The following is an 18,481-nucleotide window of genomic DNA, read 5'->3' on the forward strand; positions in this document are numbered from 1 at the left end:
GGTATTCACGCCGGACATCGCCATATTTTCAACTGATTGGGTCGCTGTGGCAGTCATTACCCAAGGTAAATCTCGCACCAACAGCACAAATACGATGTTTATTTATTCACATTAGCACGAGGTGCTGCCACATCCCCACGGGTCGTGGCCAAGGAGGCCAGCAGGGCATCGAGCAAGGAGGTCGGCAGCGCCGCACTGACCGGCAGATACCACCAGTGGTCCGGCGCGAAGTCCCGGCACTTGACCGCGTCCTTTTCCGTCATCAGCAAGGGACGTTCGCCGAAGCGGGCCAGCAGCTCGGCGCGGTCGAACGCCTGGTGATCCGCGTAGCCGACGCTCTGCTTGAGTTCATAACCAAGGCTGGTGAGGGTCGCGAAGAAACGGGGAGGATGACCTATTCCCGCCAGGGCATCGATTTCGCGCGGCAAAGGCTCGGTGGCCAGCGCGTCGCCGCGCACCCGGCGCGGCGTATCCGCCACCAGTTGCATGGGGTATTCCCCCCTCGCCGGGGTGCCGCCATTGCAGATGATGGCATCCACCCGCTGCAAGCGGGTCATGGGCTCGCGCAGGGGCCCCATGGGCAGCAGGCAGCCATTGCCGAAGCGGCGCATGCCGTCCACCACCACCAGTTCCAGATCCCGAGCCAGGGCGTAGTGCTGCAGGCCGTCGTCGGTGATGATGATGTCCACCTCTCCACTTTGCTCCAGCAACCGCACCGCATCGGCGCGCTTGGGCGCCACCACCACCGGGCAGCCACAGCGCCGGGCGATGAGCACGGGCTCATCCCCCGCCTCGGCCGTGGTGCTGTTCTCATCCAGTCGATACGGATAATGCGGCGCCTTGCCGCCATAGCCACGGCTCACCACCCCGGGTTTGAAGCCGCGAGCCTGCAACTGTTCCACCAGCCAGACCACGACCGGGGTCTTGCCGTTGCCACCGACCGAGATGTTGCCGACCACGATCACCGGCAGACTGGCGCGATAGGCTTTGAACCAGCCGCGTCGATAGGCATAGCGGCGCACGCCGCTGATGAGGGCGAACAAGAGGGCGAAGGGGGCCAGCGCCCAGCGCCAGCCACTCTTCTCGTACCAGAGCCGCTCCAGCATCAGGCCTGCTGGCTCGCGGCGGGTTGGCTGGCACCGAACTGGATGGCGCGCAGCTGGGCATAGGTGCCCTGCTGGCTCATCAGTTCGCTGTGGTTGCCGCGCTCGACAATGTGACCCTCGTCGATCACCAAGATCTCGTCCGCCTTCTCGATGGTGGAGAGACGGTGGGCGATGACCAGGGAGGTGCGCGCCTTGCACAGCTCGTCGATGGCCGCCTGGATGTGACGCTCGGACTCGGTATCCAGGGCCGAGGTGGCTTCATCCAGCAGCAGCACGGGGGCGTCGCGCAGCAGGGCGCGGGCGATGGCGATGCGCTGGCGCTGACCGCCGGACAGGGAGGCGCCGTTCTCACCGATGACGGTGTCGTAGCCTTCCGGCATCTTGCGCACGAACTCGTCGGCGTGGGCGATGCTGGCCGCGTGCTGGATCTGTTCCCGGCTGTAGCGATCTTCCGCCGCGTAGGCGATGTTGTTGGCCACGGAGTCGTTGAACAGGTGTACGTGCTGGGAGACCAGGGCGTACTGCTTGCGCAGCTCGCTCAACTTGTATTCGCGGATGTTGACCCCGTCCAGCAGGATCTCCCCCTGCTCGATGTCGTAGAAACGGGTCAGGAGGCTCGCGATGGTGCTCTTGCCGGAGCCGGAGCGCCCCACCAGGGCCACGGACTTGCCCGCCTCGACCTTGAAGCTGACATTGTGCAGCGCCGGAGTCTCCTTGGTCGGGTAGGTGAAGGTGACATTGCGAAACTCGATTTCACCACGGGCCCGCTCCAGGGTGCGGGTGCCGGTGTCCTCTTCCGGGGTGGAGTCGAGCAGGCCGAACAGGCTCTGACAGGCGGTGATGCCGCGCTGGAACTGGTTGTTCACGTCGGTCAGGCTTTTCAGCGGCTTGAGCAGCATCATCATGGAGGTGACCATGACGGTGAAGGTCCCCGCGGTCAGGGTCGCCTTGACGCTGTCGATGGTCGCCACATAGAGGAAGACCGCCAGGGCCACCGAGGCCACCATCTGTACGATGGGGCTGCCGATGGCATCCGCCGCCACCATCTTCATGGTCTGCTGGCGCATACGGTTGCTGACGGAGAAGAAGCGCTTGTCCTCCACCTCCTGGCCACCGAACATCAGCACCTCCTTGTGACCCTTGAGCATCTGCTCGGTGGAGGTGGTGATATCCCCCACCGCCTGCTGGATCTGGCGGCTGATCTTACGAAAACGACGGCTGATGAGACCAATCAGGACGCCCACTACCGGGCCCACCACCAGGAAGATCACCGACAGTTGCCAGGAGTGGTAGAACATCAGGCCCAGCAGGCCGATGACGGTGGCCCCTTCCCGCACCAGGGAGACCAAGGTCGAACTCGCGGCGGAGGAGACCTGGCCGGCGTCATAGGTCACCTTGGAGAGCAGGTTGCCGGTGTTCTGGCGGTCGAAGAAACTCATGGGCATGGCCATCAGGTGGCTGAACACCTGCTGTTGCAGCCGCATCACCACATGGTTGCCGACCCAGGCCATGCAGTAGTTGGAGAGAAAGGCGGCGCAGCCGCGCAAGGCGACGATACCCAGCACGAAGAAGGGCATCCACTTGAGCACGCTGCTGTCGTTGCCGTTGAGCCCCTGATCGATGAGCGGCTTGATGGAATAGACGAAGGTGGTATCCACGGCTGCATAGCCCAGCATGCCGATGATGCCGCCAACCAGTCCCAGTTTGCGATCCCGGACATAACCGAGCAGGCGCTTGAAGACGGGCCAGCTCTCTTGTGAGGTTTCTTGTTGCATGAATAGCCGTAATTGAAGGAAATGACGGGCTATTCTAGCCAAAGCGCAGGCTTACACCAAGCACCGCCATCACGCCGCGCGCTGACAACATGGAAAATAGCGAAGGCATGCCCTACCAACCCCAGAGTCTGGGCCGCCACCAGTCGCCGTTTCGCCGATACCATGGCCCCTCTTCCCGCTCGGCCCGGATCTTGAGTCCCGCCCCCTCGGCTTCGACCAGGATGGCACCATCCTGCCCCGTCACCCATTGATGCGCCCCCGCGTATCTGGCCACCACTTCGGGCTTGGGAAATTGCCACTGATTCATGAAACCCGCGCTATGAATGACAAAGGCCGGACTGACCACCGCCACGAAGCCCGGTGTCGAGGAGGTGCGGCTGCCGTGGTGCGGGCTGATCAGCAGGGTGCTGGCAAGCCTCCCTACATGCCCCTCAGCGTTTTCCAATACCAGCAGGCGACGCTCCGCTTCCTTCTCGATATCGGCACTGAGCAACATGCGGCGAGGGCCGTCGCTTATCTGCACCACACAGCCATCGTTGTTGTGTCCCGCTCCCGGCCGCACAGGCCACAGCACCGCAAACTCGAGCCCCTGCCAGCGCCACCGCTGACCACGCTGGCACAGCTGGGTGCCTGGGCTGAATGCAAAGGAGGAGATCTCCCGGCGCACCGGCAACGCCTGCAGCACGGCGAGACGATTGCCCGCGTGATCCTTGTCCTTGTGGCTGATGATGAGGGCATCCAGTACCCGGATGCCGAGTCGGTTCAGCACGGGCAGGATGGCGGCATCGGCCATGTTGTAGCCGCCGGGGTAGCGATCGCCGGTATCGTAGAGGATGCCCCTCTCCCCCCGACTGATGAGCACGGCCAGCCCCTGTCCCACGTCCAGCACCCGCAGTTGCCAGGGGCTGGGCGCAGGCCATGCAGCCAGCAGCAGGGCCGTGCCCACCGGCAGCGCCAGGTAGCGCCCCCCCGGTAGACGCCAGCCCGCCCACACAAGGATGAGCAGCAGACTCGTCGGCATCAGCCAGCCCGGCACCGGCCACCAGAGCTGAAGATGGCTCGCCAGCAGGTTCACGCCCCAGAGCACCCACTCCAGTCCGCATGCCGAGAGCCAGAACAGACCGTGGGCGAGCGTGGTGGAAATGGGCGCCACCAGCACGCCGATGAGTGCCAGCGGGATGATGCCGATGCAAAACAGCGGCAGAGCCAGCAGATTGAACAGCAGCGTCAGGGGGGCCATCCCCTCGAACAACAACAGTTGCAAGGGCAGCAGACCGACTAGCAGCAGAACTTGCAGACGCATCAGGCCGGGTCTGGCCATGAGATGGCTCGCCAGCAGCAGGAGCGCCACCGCGAGGAAGGAGAGCCAGAAACCCGCCGAGTAGAGGGCGAAGGGATCCCAGAGCGTGAGTACGACGAAGGCCCACAACCAGATGCGATGACTCGGCCAGTCACGCCGTCGCCAACGCAGCAGGCTCCAGACCGCCACCATGATGAGGGCCCGCTCGGTGGCCACCGCAAATCCTGCCAGGGCGCTGTAGACAGCGGCAAACAGCAGCGACACAACTATGGCGGCGCGCAAGCCGAACAGGCGCCCGAGCCACCACCCGAGCACCGCCACCAGGGCGATATGCTGGCCCGAGATGGCGATGATATGAGTCAGGCCGCTGCCACGAAACAGATCCCACTGGGCATCCGAGATCCCGCCCTGCTCGCCAAAGGTCAGCGCCGCCAGCAACGGTGCCTGAGACAGTCCAGCCCAGGCGAGACGGGCCTCGGCCAGCCAGCGTTCACGCCAGCCGGGGGCGACAGCCGCCAGCGCCACCACCCGGCGCAGGTTGCCGGTGGCGGTGATCCCCTTGCCCAGCAGCAGTCGTCGCCCGTCCATGCCCGCCTCGTTGGCGAGCCCATGGGCCGGCTTGAGCGTGCTCACCAGGGTAATCTGACTGCCGGCGGGCAGAGGGGGCAACCCCTGGTAGGCGTTGACGCGGATCAGGGGCGAAGGACGGATGGTTTTCTCATCCAGGGTGCCGAGACGCAACAGCAGGCGAGCAAATTTATCCCCCTCTTTCCCTCCGGAGGACTCCGTACTTTGCACCTCTGCGGTTATCATGTGGGCAGTCTGCTCCTCCAGACTCCCAAGCCAGGCCAGCCGATATTGCAGACTGACCTGCATCCAGAGCATGCCGAGCAACAGGAACAGCCAGGGCCAATGACGGCCATGGGCCAGCCAGAGAGCGAGCATCAGCAGCACGGCCCCCCATGCCATCGAGGGGAGCCAGGGCCAGAGCAGTGAGGAGCTTGCCCCCAGGGCAAACGACAACAGACGCAGATCCATTGAGCAAGTATTTAGCAAGGTTTCAAACATGCCCAAACGACTCATCAAACGCTGGCTGCCCGATCAGGAGAAGCTCAAGGAGCACAAACATTTACGCCTGTTTGGCAAGCTGCTGCTCGATGCCAACCTCTGGCACCTCAACCGGCGCTCCGCCGCCGGTGCCTTCGCGGTGGGCCTCTTCATGGCCTGGATCCCGCTCCCCTGCCAGATGCTGCTGGCCGCCGGCGGCGCCATCGCCTGCCGGGTCAACCTGCCCCTCTCCGTCGCCCTGGTCTGGCTCTCCAACCCCTTCACCATGCCGCCGCTGTTCTACGGTGCCTATCTGGTGGGATGCCAGCTGCTGGGCCAGCCCCATCAACATATCGAGATAGAGTTCACCTGGGCCTGGCTGGTCTCGGTATTCGAAACCCTGGCTCCGCCCCTGTTGCTGGGCTCCCTGGTGCTCGCCCTGCTGAGCTCCCTGCTCGGCTACGCCCTGATCCGCACCTTCTGGCGCATCAACACGGTGCGTCAATGGCAGAAACGCAAGGTGGCACGGGCATGCTGAAGCAGTGGATCGCCCGCCTGAAGCTGGATCCCGAAACCCTGCGCCAACAGAAATGGTTTGCCCTGTTCGGCGAGCGGCTGCTCGCTCCGGCCCTGTGGCAGGGTGGGCGCCGCGCCCTCTGCGGCGCCATCGCCTCCGGCATCTTCGCAAGCTGGGTGCCCATGCCCATGCACTCCCTGGTCGCGGTGGCCCTGGCCCTCGTCTTCAGTTTCAACCTGCCGCTGGCCCTGCTGGCGGTCTGGTTCAACAACCCCCTGACCCTGCCCTTCATGTACCTGTGGGCCTATCGCACCGGCTGTCTGATGTTGGGGCAGCCCCCCGAACCCTTCCACCTCAGCTGGTCTTTGCACTGGCTGGAACACGAGGCGGCCACCCTGGTGCCCCCCTTCCTGCTCGGCAGCCTGCTGCTCGCGCTGATCACGGCCGCCACCGGGGCCCTGCTCACCTTGTTGCTGCTGCAACTGGCTCGCCTCGGCAAGGGTCAACCCCGGCGCCCCTGACCGCATAACTTTCGAGGCGAATGAATGACATACGGGAGGCCAGCGCGAGGGTGTCCCTTGCCATCATCTGGCTCTGCCACCACACTCCTATCAGCCTGTTTCCTCTTTGGTCGACTGCGATAAGGAGCCCTCCATGGCCGAACCACTGACCCTCGCCTACGCCAATGGCCAGCCCATCACCCTGCTGCCCGCACTGGCCAACCGTCACGGCCTCATCACCGGCGCCACCGGGACCGGCAAAACCGTCACCTTGCAGGTGATGGCGGAAGGCTTCTCCCGCATCGGGGTACCGGTATTCCTGGCGGACGTCAAAGGGGATCTCGCCGGACTGGGTGCCCCAGGTGCCCCCTCCACCAAGTTCGATGCCCGCCTGGCGCAGCTCGGCATCCCTGCTCCTGAATTTGCCGCCAGCCCGGCCATCTTCTGGGATCTTTTTGCCGAGCAGGGTCACCCGGTGCGGGCCACCGTCTCCGACATGGGCCCCCTGCTGCTGGCCCGACTGCTCGGGCTGAACGACACCCAGAGCGGGGTGCTGGAACTGGTGTTCAAGGTGGCGGACGACGAGGGGCTGCTGCTGCTCGACCTGAAAGACTTGCGGGCCATGGTGCAGTTTGTCGGGGAGAACGCCAAGTTCCTCACCACCCGTTATGGCAATGTCTCTACCGCCTCCGTCGGGGCCATCCTGCGCAACCTGCTCACCCTGGAGAGCGCCGGGGGGGATCACTTCTTCGGCGAGCCCATGCTGGATATACAGGATCTGCTGCAAACCGACGGCGCCGGCAGGGGGCACATCAATGTGCTGGCCGCCGCCAGACTGACCCAGTCCAGCCGGCTCTATGCTTGTTTTCTGCTCTGGCTGCTCTCCGAGCTGTTCGAACAGTTGCCCGAGGTGGGGGATCCGGAACGCCCCACTCTGGTGTTCTTCTTCGACGAGGCGCATCTCCTGTTCAATGACGCGCCCAAGGCATTGCTCGAGAAGATAGAGCTGGTGGTGCGCCTCATCCGATCCAAAGGGGTCGGCGTCTATTTCGTCACCCAGAGCCCGGCCGACATCCCGGACTCGGTGCTGGGGCAGCTCGGCAACCGAGTTCAGCATGCCCTGCGCGCCTTCACCCCGAGCGATCAGAAGGCGGTGCGCATTGCCGCCAACACCCTGCGGGCCAACCCCGCCTTCGATGCCGCCGGGGTCATCACCGAGCTAGGCGTCGGTGAGGCCCTCGTCTCCCTGCTCGATGAGAAGGGGCGCCCCAGCGTGGTGGAGCGCGCCTTCATCGCCCCCCCCGCCAGCCGCATCGGACCGTTGATGGCGGCCGAGCGTCAGACTCTTCTCCAGGGCTCATTGCTGCACGGCCGCTATGAGCAGAGCGAGGACAGGGAGTCCGCCTTCGAGCGACTCAAGGGCAATGAGAATGAGGAAAAAACGGCCGGGGATGAGAAATCAAGCCCTTCCCCAACCCCGAAGAGCCAGCCTGAGCAGGGGGGGCTGCTCGATGCCCTGAGCGGCATGCTGTTTGGTCGCACCGGCCCCCGTGGCGGCCAGCACGATGGGGTGGTGCAGACCGCCGCCAAGAGCGTGGCCCGCACCCTCGGCAACGAGGTGGGACGTCAGCTGATCCGCGGCGTGCTGGGATCCCTGCTGGGAGGCAAGGGGCGGCGCTAGCCCCCACGAGAACCCGACATAAAAAAGCCCGCCGAATTGGCAGGCTTTTCGTGCGCCCTGGCGGGCAGGCGTTTGGTTTAGCGCGAGTCGCCTTACAGCACCTTGGCGATGGCATCGCACAGGGGATCGATGTTGGCACGGGTGATCCCGGCCACGCTGATCCGGCCGGAGCCGACGATATAGATGGCAAACTCGCTCTTGAGGCGCTCCACCTGATCTTTCGAGAGACCGGAGAAGGAGAACATGCCATTCTGCTCGCGGATGAAGCCAAAGTCCTGGGCAACACCGCGCTCGGCGAGCTTCTCCACCAGCAGCTCGCGCATCTCGCGGATCCGCACGCGCATGGCGGTCACCTCTTCCACCCACTCGGCATAGAGGGCCGGATCGCTGACGATGGCCGTCACCACGGCGGCGCCATGTGACGGCGGGTTGGAGTAGTTGGCACGGATGACGGTCTTCACCTGGGTGAAGGCCACATCGGCCACGGCCTTGCTCGCACTCACCAGGGTGAAGGCGCCGACCCGCTCGTTGTAGAGGCCGAAGTTCTTGGAGAAGGAGCTCGCCACCAGCAGTTCGTCGTGGCACGCGGCGAAGATCCGCAGCCCTTGTGCATCCTCTTCGATGCCACGGGCAAACCCTTGATAGGCGAAGTCAAACAGCGGCAGCCAGCCGGCGGCGGCGCTCTGTTTGGCCAGGGCCTGCCACTGCTCGGTGGTCGGGTCGATACCGGTCGGGTTGTGGCAGCAGCCGTGCAGCAGTACCAGATCGCCGGCCTGCGCTTCGGCCAGCGAGGCCTGCATGGCGGCGAAGTCGAGGCCCTTGGTGGCGGCATCGTAGTACTTGTACCATTTCACGGAGAGACCGGCGGCCTGGAACACGCTGACATGGTTGGCCCAGGTGGGATCGGAGATCCAGATGGTCTTGGCGAGCCCGTTGCGCACCACGAACTCGGCGGCGATGCGCAGCGCCCCTGTGCCACCCGGTGCCTGCGCCGTCTTGGCGCGGCCGCTGGCGATCAGGGCGGAGTCCTGCCCGAACAGCAGTTGTTGCACGATGCGGGCGTACTCGGGGTTGCCCTCGATGCCGAGATAATTCTTGGTCTTCTCGTCACCGAGCAGCTTCTGTTCGGCCTTCTTGACGCAGTGCAGTATGGGGGTGGCACCGGACTCATCCTTGTAGATACCGACCCCCAGATTGATCTTGTGGCTACGAGTATCGGCACGGAAGGCTTCGGTCAGGCCCAGAATAGGATCCGCTGGGGCGGCAACAACCTTTTCAAACATGGTAGTCCCTGTATTCCATTGAATGTGTTGGGTGGCAGGCGCGTTTTTGAAACAAAAAAGTGGCAAACAAAAGCGCCCGCAGGCGAGCGCATTGTCAGCTCTTTATACCACCCTGCTCAATAGGGGAAAACCGCTTTTTCACAGGCATCTTTGACCGCTTACACTGCCCTGGTCACCGACGGCATGCCACTCATGCGCCAGGGCGCAGACTTCGGCAGACAAACCGCTGTTTGACTCGATCAAATCGCTACAAAGTACCACCAGTGGCCGCGGGATCCGGCTCGGTTCCCAGGGGCGGGAATCCACCAGGGGCGCGGCATAGGCCTCCTTGATGGGTGCCAAGGCCCGTGGCAGCCACCAGCTCGCCGGCCGCCCGAGCCGCTCGGCCAGCATCAGCACCCGATCGATGGCCGCGGGCTCCAGCGCCCCCAGGTGACTCCAGATCACCTGAGGCGGCAGTGCGGCAATCAGGGACCGCAGGGCGCCGGGTTCATCGGGGGGCAGCCAGACCAGCAGGGCATCCTCGGGCAATGCCAGCTCCGCGAAGGCGCCGAGAGAATCGGTGCTGATCACTCGCTGCATATGCCCCTCCCCCCACAGGATCTTGCCAAGGCCCCCCAGGGTGCGAACGGGCAGCGCCACCTCGCCGAGACTCTCCAGCCAGGGCCCCGCATCCAGCAGGCGCCCCCCGCTGAAAAACAGGCTGAACGGGTGCGCGGCCCGCAGCCGCAGGGATTGATCCCGGCACAGCCCAATCCCCTTGTCTTCGAAGTTGATCTGCTCGACGGGGCTGAAGCTGCCCTGCCCTTTGCGATAGAGCGCCGCCAGTACCCGCTCGTTAACCCGCTCCCCCAGCAACCAGCCCTGTCCGTGCAGCCACTCCTCCGGCTCGGGCGGGGCGCATGCCATCTCGGCCAGGGTCAGCTCACGGGTCAGATAGCGGCGGCCCGCCGGCGTCAGCTCATAGCGATGATTGCCAAGGGCCAGCAACAGCTGATTGTCTCTGAGCATGCCGATGAGCGGCTGCCATTGGCGCGCACGCAGCACCGGGGCGGCATCGGCCAGCAACTGCTGCGCCAGCGCCCGCCACTCGGGGTGGGTGAAATCGATCAAGCCTGCTCTTCCCTGTCGGTCAACTTTCCTTCAACGAGTTGAATAATCTAGCGATCCTGCCAGAGAGAGCCAAGGGAAAAAGCGTGGCAACGTGATACTGCGCGGGAATGAGTGGGGAGAGATTGCAGAAAGAGAGCCAAAAATAAAACGGCCAAGCGAGGCTTGGCCGTTTCGTCACTAACTCAGCGTTAAGACTGGATTAGAAGTTGTACTGCAGGGCAACGGTGAACTCGTCATCCACGTTGTCGATACCCTGGATCTTGTACTCGGTGTAAGCCTTGAACTTGGAGGTGAAGTTGTACTGCACGCCCAGCAGGGTCTCATCAACAATATCTTCGTAAGAAGCATTGGCGGAGTTGGAGGCAACCTTGCCTTCCTTGAAGTTGTAGCCGGCCAGGAAGGTCCAGGCGTCAACGTTGTAGGAAGCAGCCAGCTCGTAGCCACGGCCCTTGTCCTTGTCGCTACCGAAGGCGGTGTTGTCGTAGCTCAGGTCACCCTGGGTGTAGACACCGGCGAAGTAGAAGCCGTTGATGGCGTAGTGTGCGCCCAGGGCCCACTCTTTCTTGTCGCCAGAAGCGGAAGTGGTGGTGCTTTCCAGGTCGGAGTAAGCGTAACCGGCGTCGAAGCCCAGACCGAAGTCGAAGTCATAACCAGCAGCGGCAGCATAGCCGTACTTACGTTTTACGTTCGGACCGTATACGGCGTCTTCAGTGATGCCTTGGCCGATGTCGGTAACCTTGACGGCTACGTCATCGTTGGTCTGGTAGGACAGCTTGCCGCTGAAACCGCCGAAGCTGTTGGAGTAGATGATCTGACCTTCTTGACGGCCGTCGTAGAAGTTACCTACGTCACCCCATTCGTTGAAGATATCGGTCGGCTCCAGCACGTCGTAGAACGCGGTGTCGGTTTGACCGAAGATGATTTTACCGTACTGGGTACCGTCCAGGCCGACATAGATGTGACGGGAGTTGAACTTGTTGTCAGAGTTTTCAGCAGAAACTTGCCACTCGGTCTTGGCGATACCGGACCAGGTGTTGTTCAGCGCAACTTTACCGGACCAGCCCAGACGGGAAGAACCAACCAGCTCGGTATCAGCGTCGTCATGGTCAGCGTATACGTTAGCCTGAACACGGCCGTAGATATCAAAAGAAGTACCGTCTTTGTCATAAACGACTGCGGCGTTAGCGGCAGAAGCGAACAGAGCCGGGATTGCGATAGCCAGAATTGTCTTTTTCATAGTTGTTTCCAATGCCTACTGTAATTAAACACTAAGTCCTTGTTATTCCCTGTGTTAGCGATGTTCTTTGCATCACTATGCCGCCGAGACTATCACCGGGTTTTCCTATCCGCAACGAAAAAACTTGGAACTTTTTGCGAAATGCTTAGTCAAAGCAAAAATTTTGTGAGCTGACTCTCACATTGACAACCCCTGAAAGGGAAAACGTTTACAGCGATTATCGCTGTATTAATAACCCGCCCTGGTGGTTTATTGCACCAATTTGAGTCCTTATACTATAAATGCGGCGCCAGGGATCCCTCCCCCTGTCACTCCCTGCCTCGACCCCACCGCCTTGTTGCGGGTATCCTGTCTTCACCTCCCCCGCATCGGCCAGACTTCATTTATGCTATCGACCCGCCTCAAAGCCACCATTCGCAATACTTATCGACAGATTGCCGATGGTTTACCCGGCTTTGTGCCCCGTAAAGAGCAGAACTTTCTGGTGGCCGAGATAGCCAAGACCCTGACCGGTGAATACGACAGGGCCCGCCGGATCCTGGTAGCCGAGGCGGGCACCGGTATCGGCAAATCCCTCTCCTACGCCCAGGGCGCCATCCCGGTGGCACGCCTCACCCAGAAGAAGCTGGTGATCTCTACCGCCACCGTCGCCCTGCAAGAGCAGCTCATCCACAAGGACTTGCCCTTCTACCACAGGCACAGCGAGCTGCCATTCCGGTTCATGCTGGTCAAGGGACGCCAGCGTTACTGCTGCGAACATCTGCTGGAGCAGGCGGCGAGCGGCGGCGAGATGGCCAACTTCGAGCTCGATTTCGGGGCTTTGAGCAAACACAAGCCTTCCGATGCCGACAAAGAGCGCTATCAGGCGCTGTGGCAGGCCTATACCGAGGGCAAGTGGGACGGCGATCGGGACAACTGGCCCAAGCCCATCCCGGATCTCTGCTGGGACAGGATTGCCGCCGACCGCCACAGCTGCAACAAGGCCCTGAGCCATCACCAGCCCTGCCCCTTCCACCGCGCCCGCAACGACATGGATGCCGCCGACGTGCTGGTGGTCAACCACGCCCTGCTGCTCTCGGATCTCACCATGGGGGGCGGCATCATTCTGCCGCCGCCGGATGAGTGCATCTATGTGCTGGACGAAGCCCATCACCTGCCGACCATCGCCCGGGATCACGGGGCCGCTTCCGCCAGCGTCAAGGGTTCGCGCCGCTGGCTGGAGAAGCTGGTGCAAAGTGCCGGCAAACTGGCCCGGGCGCTGAACAAGGAGAGCCTGCTGGACCCTCAGCTCAAGTTGCAGGATGCGCTGGCCTCCCTGCAGCCGGATCTCAAGGCGCTGGAGCAGTGGCTCGCCGGCAACGATCACCTGTTTGGGGGGGAGCAGCATCATCGCTTCGCCGACGGGGTGCTGCCGGATCCCCTGCCCATGCTGGCGGAGAATCTGAAAGAGGCGAGCAAGAAGGCGCTGCGTGCGCTGGACAGGATGCAGGGGGCCATCGGCGAGGCTCTCAAGGATGGGGAGATCCGCCGCAAGGAGGCCGAGCCCCTGCTGGCGGAGAGCGGTTTTCACCTGCAACGACTCGAGAGCTTCTGCGCCCTGTGGGAGATGCTGAGCCGCCACGTGCCCACCGGCAAGACGCCACTGGCCCGCTGGATGGCCAAGGGGGAGGATGGCGACATCTGGCTGCACGCCTCCCCCATCGAAGTGGGTTATCTGCTGGAGGAGTGGCTCTGGGCAAAATGCCTTGGCGCCGTGCTGGTGTCGGCCACCCTCACCGCCCTCTCCTCCTTCAGTTACTTCCGCCATCAGGTGGGGCTCAAGGAGCACGATGGCACCCGCTATCTGCGATTGCGTTCCCCCTTCGACTACCACAAGGCGGAGCTCTATCTGCCCAAGATGGTCCATGAGCCCAGCGCCCCGGCCTTCACCCAGGAGCTGATAGAAACTCTGCCCCGCCTGGTGGCGGGCAAGGAGGCGAGCCTGGTGCTCTTCTCCTCCTACCGGCAGATGAACGAAGTGGCGGCGGGAGTGCGGGCCAAGGGGCTCTCCCTGCTAGTACAGGGGGAGGCATCTCGCAGCGCCCTCTTGACCCTGCACAAACAGAAGTGCGACGGCGGCCAGGCCAGCATCTTGTTTGGTACCGGCAGCTTCTCCGAGGGGCTGGACCTGCCCGGCCACTACCTCACCAACCTGGTGATCACCAAGCTCCCCTTCGCGGTGCCCAACTCCCCGGTGGAAGAGGCCACCGCCGAGTGGATTGAGCAGCGCGGCGGCAATCCCTTCCTGCAGCTGACGGTGCCGGAGGCGTCCCGCAAGCTCATCCAGGCCTGCGGTCGCCTCATTCGCAAGGAGGCCGACAGGGGGCGGGTCACCATTCTCGACCGGCGCCTGCTGACCAAGCGTTACGGCAAGGGGCTGCTGGATGCCCTGCCGCCCTTCACCCGACGGGTGGAGTAGGCCAAAGGATCGACTGCCCGCCCCTTCTCCTGCGAGAAAATACGCTGCAAACCCGGTCAGAGACGCCCTAAACACCTATTGCCGCTGTGCGGCAAACCTGTAAAAATGAGCCCCTATTTTTCAGTGGGCACTCGCCTGACTGTTCAAGGAGATGAAATGAAACTGACTGTTCTGGTACCGGCCCTGGCTGGTCTGTTGTGGGCAGGTAGCGCCCTGGCCGCTAGCCAACTGGAAATAAACAATCCCTACGTCATCCAGCTGCTCGACGGTGAACCCGTCAACCCGCAACTGCTCGACAAAGCCACCGTCTTCTCCATCGAGCCTGGCCGGCACCAGGTCGTCGTCGCCTTCGAAGGCAACTACTCCAGCCGCAGCGAAACCAAGCTGGTGACCGCCGAGCCCCTGGTGATCAACTTCAACGCCGCCGACAACCAGCAACTGTTCCTCGACTTCAAGAAACCCCGCAAGGAAGAGGAAGCTCGTCGTTTCATCAAGGATCAGAACGTGGTCCTGAAAGACAAAGCCACCGGCCAGGCTCTGAAGACCGAGCAATTCATCATGCCGACCGTGGGTGGCTTCCAGCTGACCCGTGACTACCAGCAAGAGCTCATCAAGATGGGCAAGGCATTCAATCAGCCCAAAACCGTTGCCGTCTCCACCGCCGCCGTGATGGCTGCCGCCAGCGCGCCGGTCGAAGTGGCGCCGAGCAAGGCCATGAGCAACCCGGAAGCCCTGACCCAGCTGCAGAGCTGGTACAACAAGGCCGATGCCGAGACCCGCAAGGCATTCCAGATCTGGGTGATCCAGCAGCAGTAATGGCCACGCCATATCGATGCCAAAGGGGAGCCATGCTCCCCTTTTTCACGCCCTTCTCAAACCTTGGGCAGGCCGCCTCATGACGCTTCGCATCTTCCATCACGACAGCTATTCCGCCCTCGCTCTGCCGGCGCGCCACCGCTTTCCCCTCGCCAAGTACCAGGCGCTGCAGCAGACCCTGTCGGCCCGGGGTTATCCCCTGGCACTGACGGCCCCCGCCAGCCGGGAGCAGCTCACCCGCGTTCATGACGAGCACTATGTGGAGGCCGCCCTCACCGGCGCCCTGGGCCGGGACGCCATCCGCCGACTCGGCTTTCCCTGGTCGCCCCTGCTTATCGAGCGTACCCTGCACTCGGTCGGGGCAACCATTGCCGCCAGCCGCCATGCCCTGGCCGAAGGGTGCGGCCTGCAGATCTCCGGTGGCTACCACCATGCCCACCGGGACTATGGCAGCGGTTTTTGCCTGTTCAACGATCTGGTGATTGCGGCCCAGACCTGTCTCGACGAGGGACGCTGCGAGCAGGTGCTCATCGTGGATCTCGATGTCCATCAGGGGGATGGCAGTGCGGCCCTGTGCACGGAGAGCCGGGAGATCATCACCCTCTCCCTCCATGGGGAGCGCAACTTCCCCTTCCACAAGCCCGCTTCCCATCTGGATTTCCCGCTGCCAGAGGCCATGGAGGACGATGCCTACCTCACCACCCTGGAGCAGGCCCTCGCCCTGTCGCTGCGCCTCTATCAGCCGGATCTCATCCTCTATCAGGCCGGGGTGGATGTGCACCATGCCGACGAGCTGGGGTTTCTCTCCCTGAGCGATGCCGGGGTGCGCCAACGGGACGCCATGGTCTTTGACTGTGCGCGGCAGCATGGGCTGGCCATCGCCGCCGTGCCGGGAGGTGGCTATCGGCGAGACTGGCAGGCCCTGATCCCCCTGCATCTCTCCCTGTTTGAGGAGGCGCGGCGCCGCTTCGGCTAGCCCGCTCACCCCAAACGAAGAGGCGGCCCAGGGGCCGCCTCTTCTTTATATAAAGCACAACAGTGACGGCTCAGCTCGCCCCCAGGATTGGCTAGCCGATTGACGGCCCGGTATCTGGCGCCTTTGCCCACCCTCAGGCATGAGCCACCGGCGTCCTGTGTGTCCCCATCTTGCGCAGCAGCATCAGCAGATAGATGAAGGAGACGCAGGCTATCATGACGAACAACAGGTTATCCGAGTAGCGCTGCATCAGCATCGCGGTCAGGGTCGGCCCCAGCAGACTGCCGATGGTATAGCTCAGCAGCAGCGCCTGGTTCATCGCCACCAGCTGATGCTGTTCGACCTTCTCGCAGGCCCAGGCCATGGCCACCGGATAGAGCGTGAATCCCGCCGCCCCCAGGATGAACAAGGTCGGCCCCATGGCCGCGTTGCCGAGCATCCCCAGGGCCCCCAGGATCACCACGAACACCTGCACCCTCAGCACCGGCAAGCGTCCGAACCTGTCCGCCAGACGGCCGATGGGCCACTGCCCCAGGATGCCGGCACTCACCATCACCGCCATCCAGAAGCCGATGCCCCCGTCGCTCACGCCCTGATGATTCAGGTAGAGCGGCATCAGGCCATAGAGGGATCCCAGCACGATGCCGGAGATGATGCAGCCATCGACCCCGAGACGGGCCGATCGCAGGCGCAGCATGGGCCAGACCAGGGTGGTACTCTGCTGTTCCCCGTGCGCATTGACGATGCGAGTGAACAGCAATGGCAAGCTGGCCACCAGTATCAGACCGGTGACCCAGGGCAATACCGCCATCAGCCCGGTCGGCACCTTGCTCACCAGGAGTTGCCCCAGCACCGTGCCCACGTAATAGACCATCATGTAGGCGGCCAGCAGACGGCCACGGTTGTGGGCGGTGCCGCTGCACATCAGTGCACTCTCCACCACCACCCAGATCATGGCGCAGCCGACCCCGGCGAGGAAACGCCAGCCGAGCCAGTTCCAGAATTCGAGGCTGATCCCGAGGCCTACACAGCCTGCGGCGAAGAGCAGGGAGGCCAGGTAGTAACTGCGGTTGAAGCCGACCCGTTTGATGAGCGACCCCGCCAGCAGGGTGCCCAGCAGGTTGCCGCTGAAATAGGAGGAGCTGACCATGCCCACCTGCCAGGTCGGCAGTTTTTCATGGGCCAGCCAGAGCGGTACCAGGGTATTCAGCACCGCGATGGCCAGGGTCAGCAGCAGCAGGCCACAGAGCAATAACAGCACTGGCCGGGTATATGTGGTCATGGATAAAACCGTGGGGAGAGGCAAAAATGCGAGCGCATCATGCCACCGCCAAAACCATTGTCAATCGCTCAGAGAGAGCGTCGGCGGGATTTTTTCAGGCCAGTGATTGGTGCCCACAGTGCGACTCAGCGAGCGCCAGCTGAACCTTGTTCATATCCTGCTGATTATCTGGCGGTTTCTATATAAAGCGAGGGCCTTAAGCAGGGTTTGCCCTCCCCCCATGGGCAATGGCGACGGCCAGCATAAAGACGGAAGCGTGAAGAAGCGAGGTTGCAGAACACTGTGGGCCAAACAAAAAGCGCCCGCAGGCGCTTTGTGTGTCAGTCGGTGGCAACGCCAGCAAGGAGGCCCCGGCTCAACGTTTCTTGGCGTACTTGCGACGGGCGCGGGCCTGACGCTGCTCCTCACGCTCCGCCTTCTCCTTGGCCTTCTGCTCGGCCTCGGCATCCGCTTCGATGATCTCCGCGGCCACCATCTCCGGCGTTTCCAGGGAGATGCGGCCCAGCATGCCGGAACGGAACTCGTTCACCAGGATCTCGGACGCCTTGTGCAGATCGGCAAGCCCCCCCTTGCGCATGAAGCCGCGCTGGCGGGCGATAAGCTCGAGCAGCTCGATCTCGGTTTGTGGCAGCTCGCTCAACTGGTAGCGCGTCTTGATCCGCTCGGGGTACGCCTTGATGAAGTAATCGGCGGCGAACATGGCGATGTCGGCATAGTCGAACACCGTGTCCTTGATGGCGGCGGTGATAGCCAGCCGGTAGCCGCAGGAGGGCGGATTGAGCTTGGGCCAGAGGAAACCCGGGGTATCGGTCAGGATAACGTTGTTGTCGAGCTTGATCCGCTGCTGGGACTTGGTCACCCCCGCCTCGTTGCCGGTGCGGGCGATGATGCGCCCCGCCAGGGTGTTGATCAGGGTCGACTTGCCCACGTTGGGGATGCCCATGATCATGGCCCGCACGCCGCGCAGGTCGAAGTTGCGCTCAGGCAGCATCTCGTGGCACAGGGTCAGCAGCGCCTTGATCTTCTCCGGCTCCTGCTGGGTCAGGGGCAGCGCCTTGATCCCCTTCTCTTTTTCCATGTGCGCCACCCACAGCTCGGTGATCTCGGGGTCGGCAAGATCCGCCTTGTTCAGCACCTTGATCACCGGGGTATCGCCGCGCAGCTCGGGCACCAGCGGGTTTTCGCTGGAGAAGGGGATGCGGGCATCGATCATCTCGATGATGACATCGACCTGGGGCATGACCTCGGCAATCTCTTTGCGGGCCTTGTGCATGTGGCCGGGGAACCAGTTGATGGACATATCCGTGACTCTCTGTAAGGGCTGCAGGCGCTGGCTTGCGGGAACGCGCGGCGAGCGATGGCGGACGTCTGGCGTCGCAAGGGGGCGCAT

Annotated in this window: 14 protein-coding genes; 6 read left to right on the top strand and 8 right to left on the bottom strand. The window is 63.0% G+C overall.

Annotated elements, in window-relative coordinates:
- Positions 1-98: 98 nt before the first annotated feature.
- The 3 genes from lpxK to VZC39_RS12815 form a co-directional block, all read right to left on the bottom strand.
- Positions 99-1,106 (bottom strand): tetraacyldisaccharide 4'-kinase, encoded by a 1,008-nt coding sequence (lpxK, locus tag VZC39_RS12805; RefSeq protein WP_434662975.1) that lies wholly within the window; start codon positions 1,104-1,106, stop codon positions 99-101.
- Positions 1,106-2,881, bottom strand: a complete 1,776-nt coding sequence (gene msbA / locus VZC39_RS12810; RefSeq protein WP_349918423.1) for a lipid A ABC transporter ATP-binding protein/permease MsbA — start codon at positions 2,879-2,881, stop codon at positions 1,106-1,108. The genes lpxK and msbA overlap by 1 nt, the downstream gene beginning before the upstream one ends.
- A gap of 112 nt (positions 2,882-2,993) precedes the next feature.
- A complete protein-coding gene (locus tag VZC39_RS12815) occupies positions 2,994-5,219 on the bottom strand; it encodes a DNA internalization-related competence protein ComEC/Rec2 (protein ID WP_434662977.1) in 2,226 nt (741 codons plus the stop codon).
- Positions 5,220-5,247: 28 nt separating this feature from the next.
- On the opposite strand from VZC39_RS12815, the gene VZC39_RS12820 reads away from it, so the two are divergent.
- The 3 genes from VZC39_RS12820 to VZC39_RS12830 all read left to right on the top strand — a co-directional run bounded on the left by VZC39_RS12820 (position 5,248) and on the right by VZC39_RS12830 (position 7,926).
- Positions 5,248-5,766 carry a DUF2062 domain-containing protein gene (locus tag VZC39_RS12820; RefSeq protein WP_349918426.1) on the top strand — a complete coding sequence of 173 codons (519 nt, stop codon included), beginning with the start codon at positions 5,248-5,250 and terminating at the stop codon, positions 5,764-5,766.
- Positions 5,760-6,266, top strand: a complete 507-nt coding sequence (locus VZC39_RS12825) for a DUF2062 domain-containing protein (RefSeq protein ID WP_434662981.1) — start codon at positions 5,760-5,762, stop codon at positions 6,264-6,266. Before VZC39_RS12820 ends, VZC39_RS12825 begins: the two co-directional genes overlap by 7 nt.
- A 133-nt stretch (positions 6,267-6,399) precedes the next feature.
- Positions 6,400-7,926 carry a helicase HerA-like domain-containing protein gene (locus VZC39_RS12830; RefSeq protein ID WP_434662983.1) on the top strand — a complete coding sequence of 509 codons (1,527 nt, stop codon included), beginning with the start codon at positions 6,400-6,402 and terminating at the stop codon, positions 7,924-7,926.
- A gap of 92 nt (positions 7,927-8,018) precedes the next feature.
- Here the strand turns inward: VZC39_RS12830 and VZC39_RS12835 are convergent, their stop codons facing one another.
- The 3 genes from VZC39_RS12835 to VZC39_RS12845 all read right to left on the bottom strand — a co-directional run bounded on the left by VZC39_RS12835 (position 8,019) and on the right by VZC39_RS12845 (position 11,559).
- Positions 8,019-9,209 (bottom strand): amino acid aminotransferase, encoded by a 1,191-nt coding sequence (locus VZC39_RS12835; RefSeq protein WP_434662985.1) that lies wholly within the window; start codon positions 9,207-9,209, stop codon positions 8,019-8,021.
- Between the two features lie 138 nt (positions 9,210-9,347).
- Positions 9,348-10,322, bottom strand: coding sequence for a hypothetical protein (locus VZC39_RS12840; protein ID WP_434662986.1), 975 nt, complete (start codon positions 10,320-10,322; stop codon positions 9,348-9,350).
- Positions 10,323-10,521: 199 nt separating this feature from the next.
- Entirely contained in the window at positions 10,522-11,559 is a 1,038-nt protein-coding gene (locus tag VZC39_RS12845) for a porin (RefSeq protein ID WP_349918432.1), read from the bottom strand.
- A gap of 385 nt (positions 11,560-11,944) precedes the next feature.
- Between VZC39_RS12845 and dinG the strand changes: the two genes are divergently transcribed.
- The 3 genes from dinG (at position 11,945) to VZC39_RS12860 (ending at position 15,809) form a co-directional block, all read left to right on the top strand.
- On the top strand, positions 11,945-14,017 hold the full coding sequence (gene dinG, locus VZC39_RS12850; protein ID WP_434662989.1) for an ATP-dependent DNA helicase DinG: 2,073 nt from the start codon (positions 11,945-11,947) through the stop codon (positions 14,015-14,017).
- A 156-nt stretch (positions 14,018-14,173) separates the two neighbouring features.
- Positions 14,174-14,833: a YccT family protein gene (locus VZC39_RS12855; protein ID WP_349918435.1), complete on the top strand. Its 660-nt coding sequence runs from the start codon at positions 14,174-14,176 to the stop codon at positions 14,831-14,833.
- A gap of 79 nt (positions 14,834-14,912) precedes the next feature.
- Positions 14,913-15,809 carry a histone deacetylase family protein gene (locus VZC39_RS12860; protein WP_434662992.1) on the top strand — a complete coding sequence of 299 codons (897 nt, stop codon included), beginning with the start codon at positions 14,913-14,915 and terminating at the stop codon, positions 15,807-15,809.
- Between the two features lie 133 nt (positions 15,810-15,942).
- Here the strand turns inward: VZC39_RS12860 and VZC39_RS12865 are convergent, their stop codons facing one another.
- Both VZC39_RS12865 and ylqF read right to left on the bottom strand, forming a co-directional pair.
- Positions 15,943-17,091: an MFS transporter gene (locus VZC39_RS12865; RefSeq protein ID WP_434662995.1), complete on the bottom strand. Its 1,149-nt coding sequence runs from the start codon at positions 17,089-17,091 to the stop codon at positions 15,943-15,945.
- A 355-nt stretch (positions 17,092-17,446) separates the two neighbouring features.
- Positions 17,447-18,391, bottom strand: coding sequence for a ribosome biogenesis GTPase YlqF (gene ylqF, locus VZC39_RS12870; protein WP_349918440.1), 945 nt, complete (start codon positions 18,389-18,391; stop codon positions 17,447-17,449).
- Positions 18,392-18,481 lie beyond the last annotated feature (90 nt).

Origin of the sequence: Aeromonas sp. NJAU223 (assembly GCF_051125555.1) — a bacterium.
GTDB classification, from domain to species: domain Bacteria; phylum Pseudomonadota; class Gammaproteobacteria; order Enterobacterales; family Aeromonadaceae; genus Aeromonas; species Aeromonas veronii_G.

Coding starts and splice junctions, on each gene's coding strand:
- lpxK (WP_434662975.1), bottom strand. CDS start 1,106: ATGCTGGAGCGGCTCTGGTACGAGAAGAGTGGCTGGCGCTGGGCGCTG.
- msbA (WP_349918423.1), bottom strand. CDS start 2,881: ATGCAACAAGAAACCTCACAAGAGAGCTGGCCCGTCTTCAAGCGCCTG.
- VZC39_RS12815 (WP_434662977.1), bottom strand. CDS start 5,219: ATGGATCTGCGTCTGTTGTCGTTTGCCCTGGGGGCAAGCTCCTCACTG.
- VZC39_RS12820 (WP_349918426.1), top strand. CDS start 5,248: ATGCCCAAACGACTCATCAAACGCTGGCTGCCCGATCAGGAGAAGCTC.
- VZC39_RS12825 (WP_434662981.1), top strand. CDS start 5,760: ATGCTGAAGCAGTGGATCGCCCGCCTGAAGCTGGATCCCGAAACCCTG.
- VZC39_RS12830 (WP_434662983.1), top strand. CDS start 6,400: ATGGCCGAACCACTGACCCTCGCCTACGCCAATGGCCAGCCCATCACC.
- VZC39_RS12835 (WP_434662985.1), bottom strand. CDS start 9,209: ATGTTTGAAAAGGTTGTTGCCGCCCCAGCGGATCCTATTCTGGGCCTG.
- VZC39_RS12845 (WP_349918432.1), bottom strand. CDS start 11,559: ATGAAAAAGACAATTCTGGCTATCGCAATCCCGGCTCTGTTCGCTTCT.
- dinG (WP_434662989.1), top strand. CDS start 11,945: ATGCTATCGACCCGCCTCAAAGCCACCATTCGCAATACTTATCGACAG.
- VZC39_RS12855 (WP_349918435.1), top strand. CDS start 14,174: ATGAAACTGACTGTTCTGGTACCGGCCCTGGCTGGTCTGTTGTGGGCA.
- VZC39_RS12860 (WP_434662992.1), top strand. CDS start 14,913: ATGACGCTTCGCATCTTCCATCACGACAGCTATTCCGCCCTCGCTCTG.
- VZC39_RS12865 (WP_434662995.1), bottom strand. CDS start 17,091: ATGACCACATATACCCGGCCAGTGCTGTTATTGCTCTGTGGCCTGCTG.
- ylqF (WP_349918440.1), bottom strand. CDS start 18,391: ATGTCCATCAACTGGTTCCCCGGCCACATGCACAAGGCCCGCAAAGAG.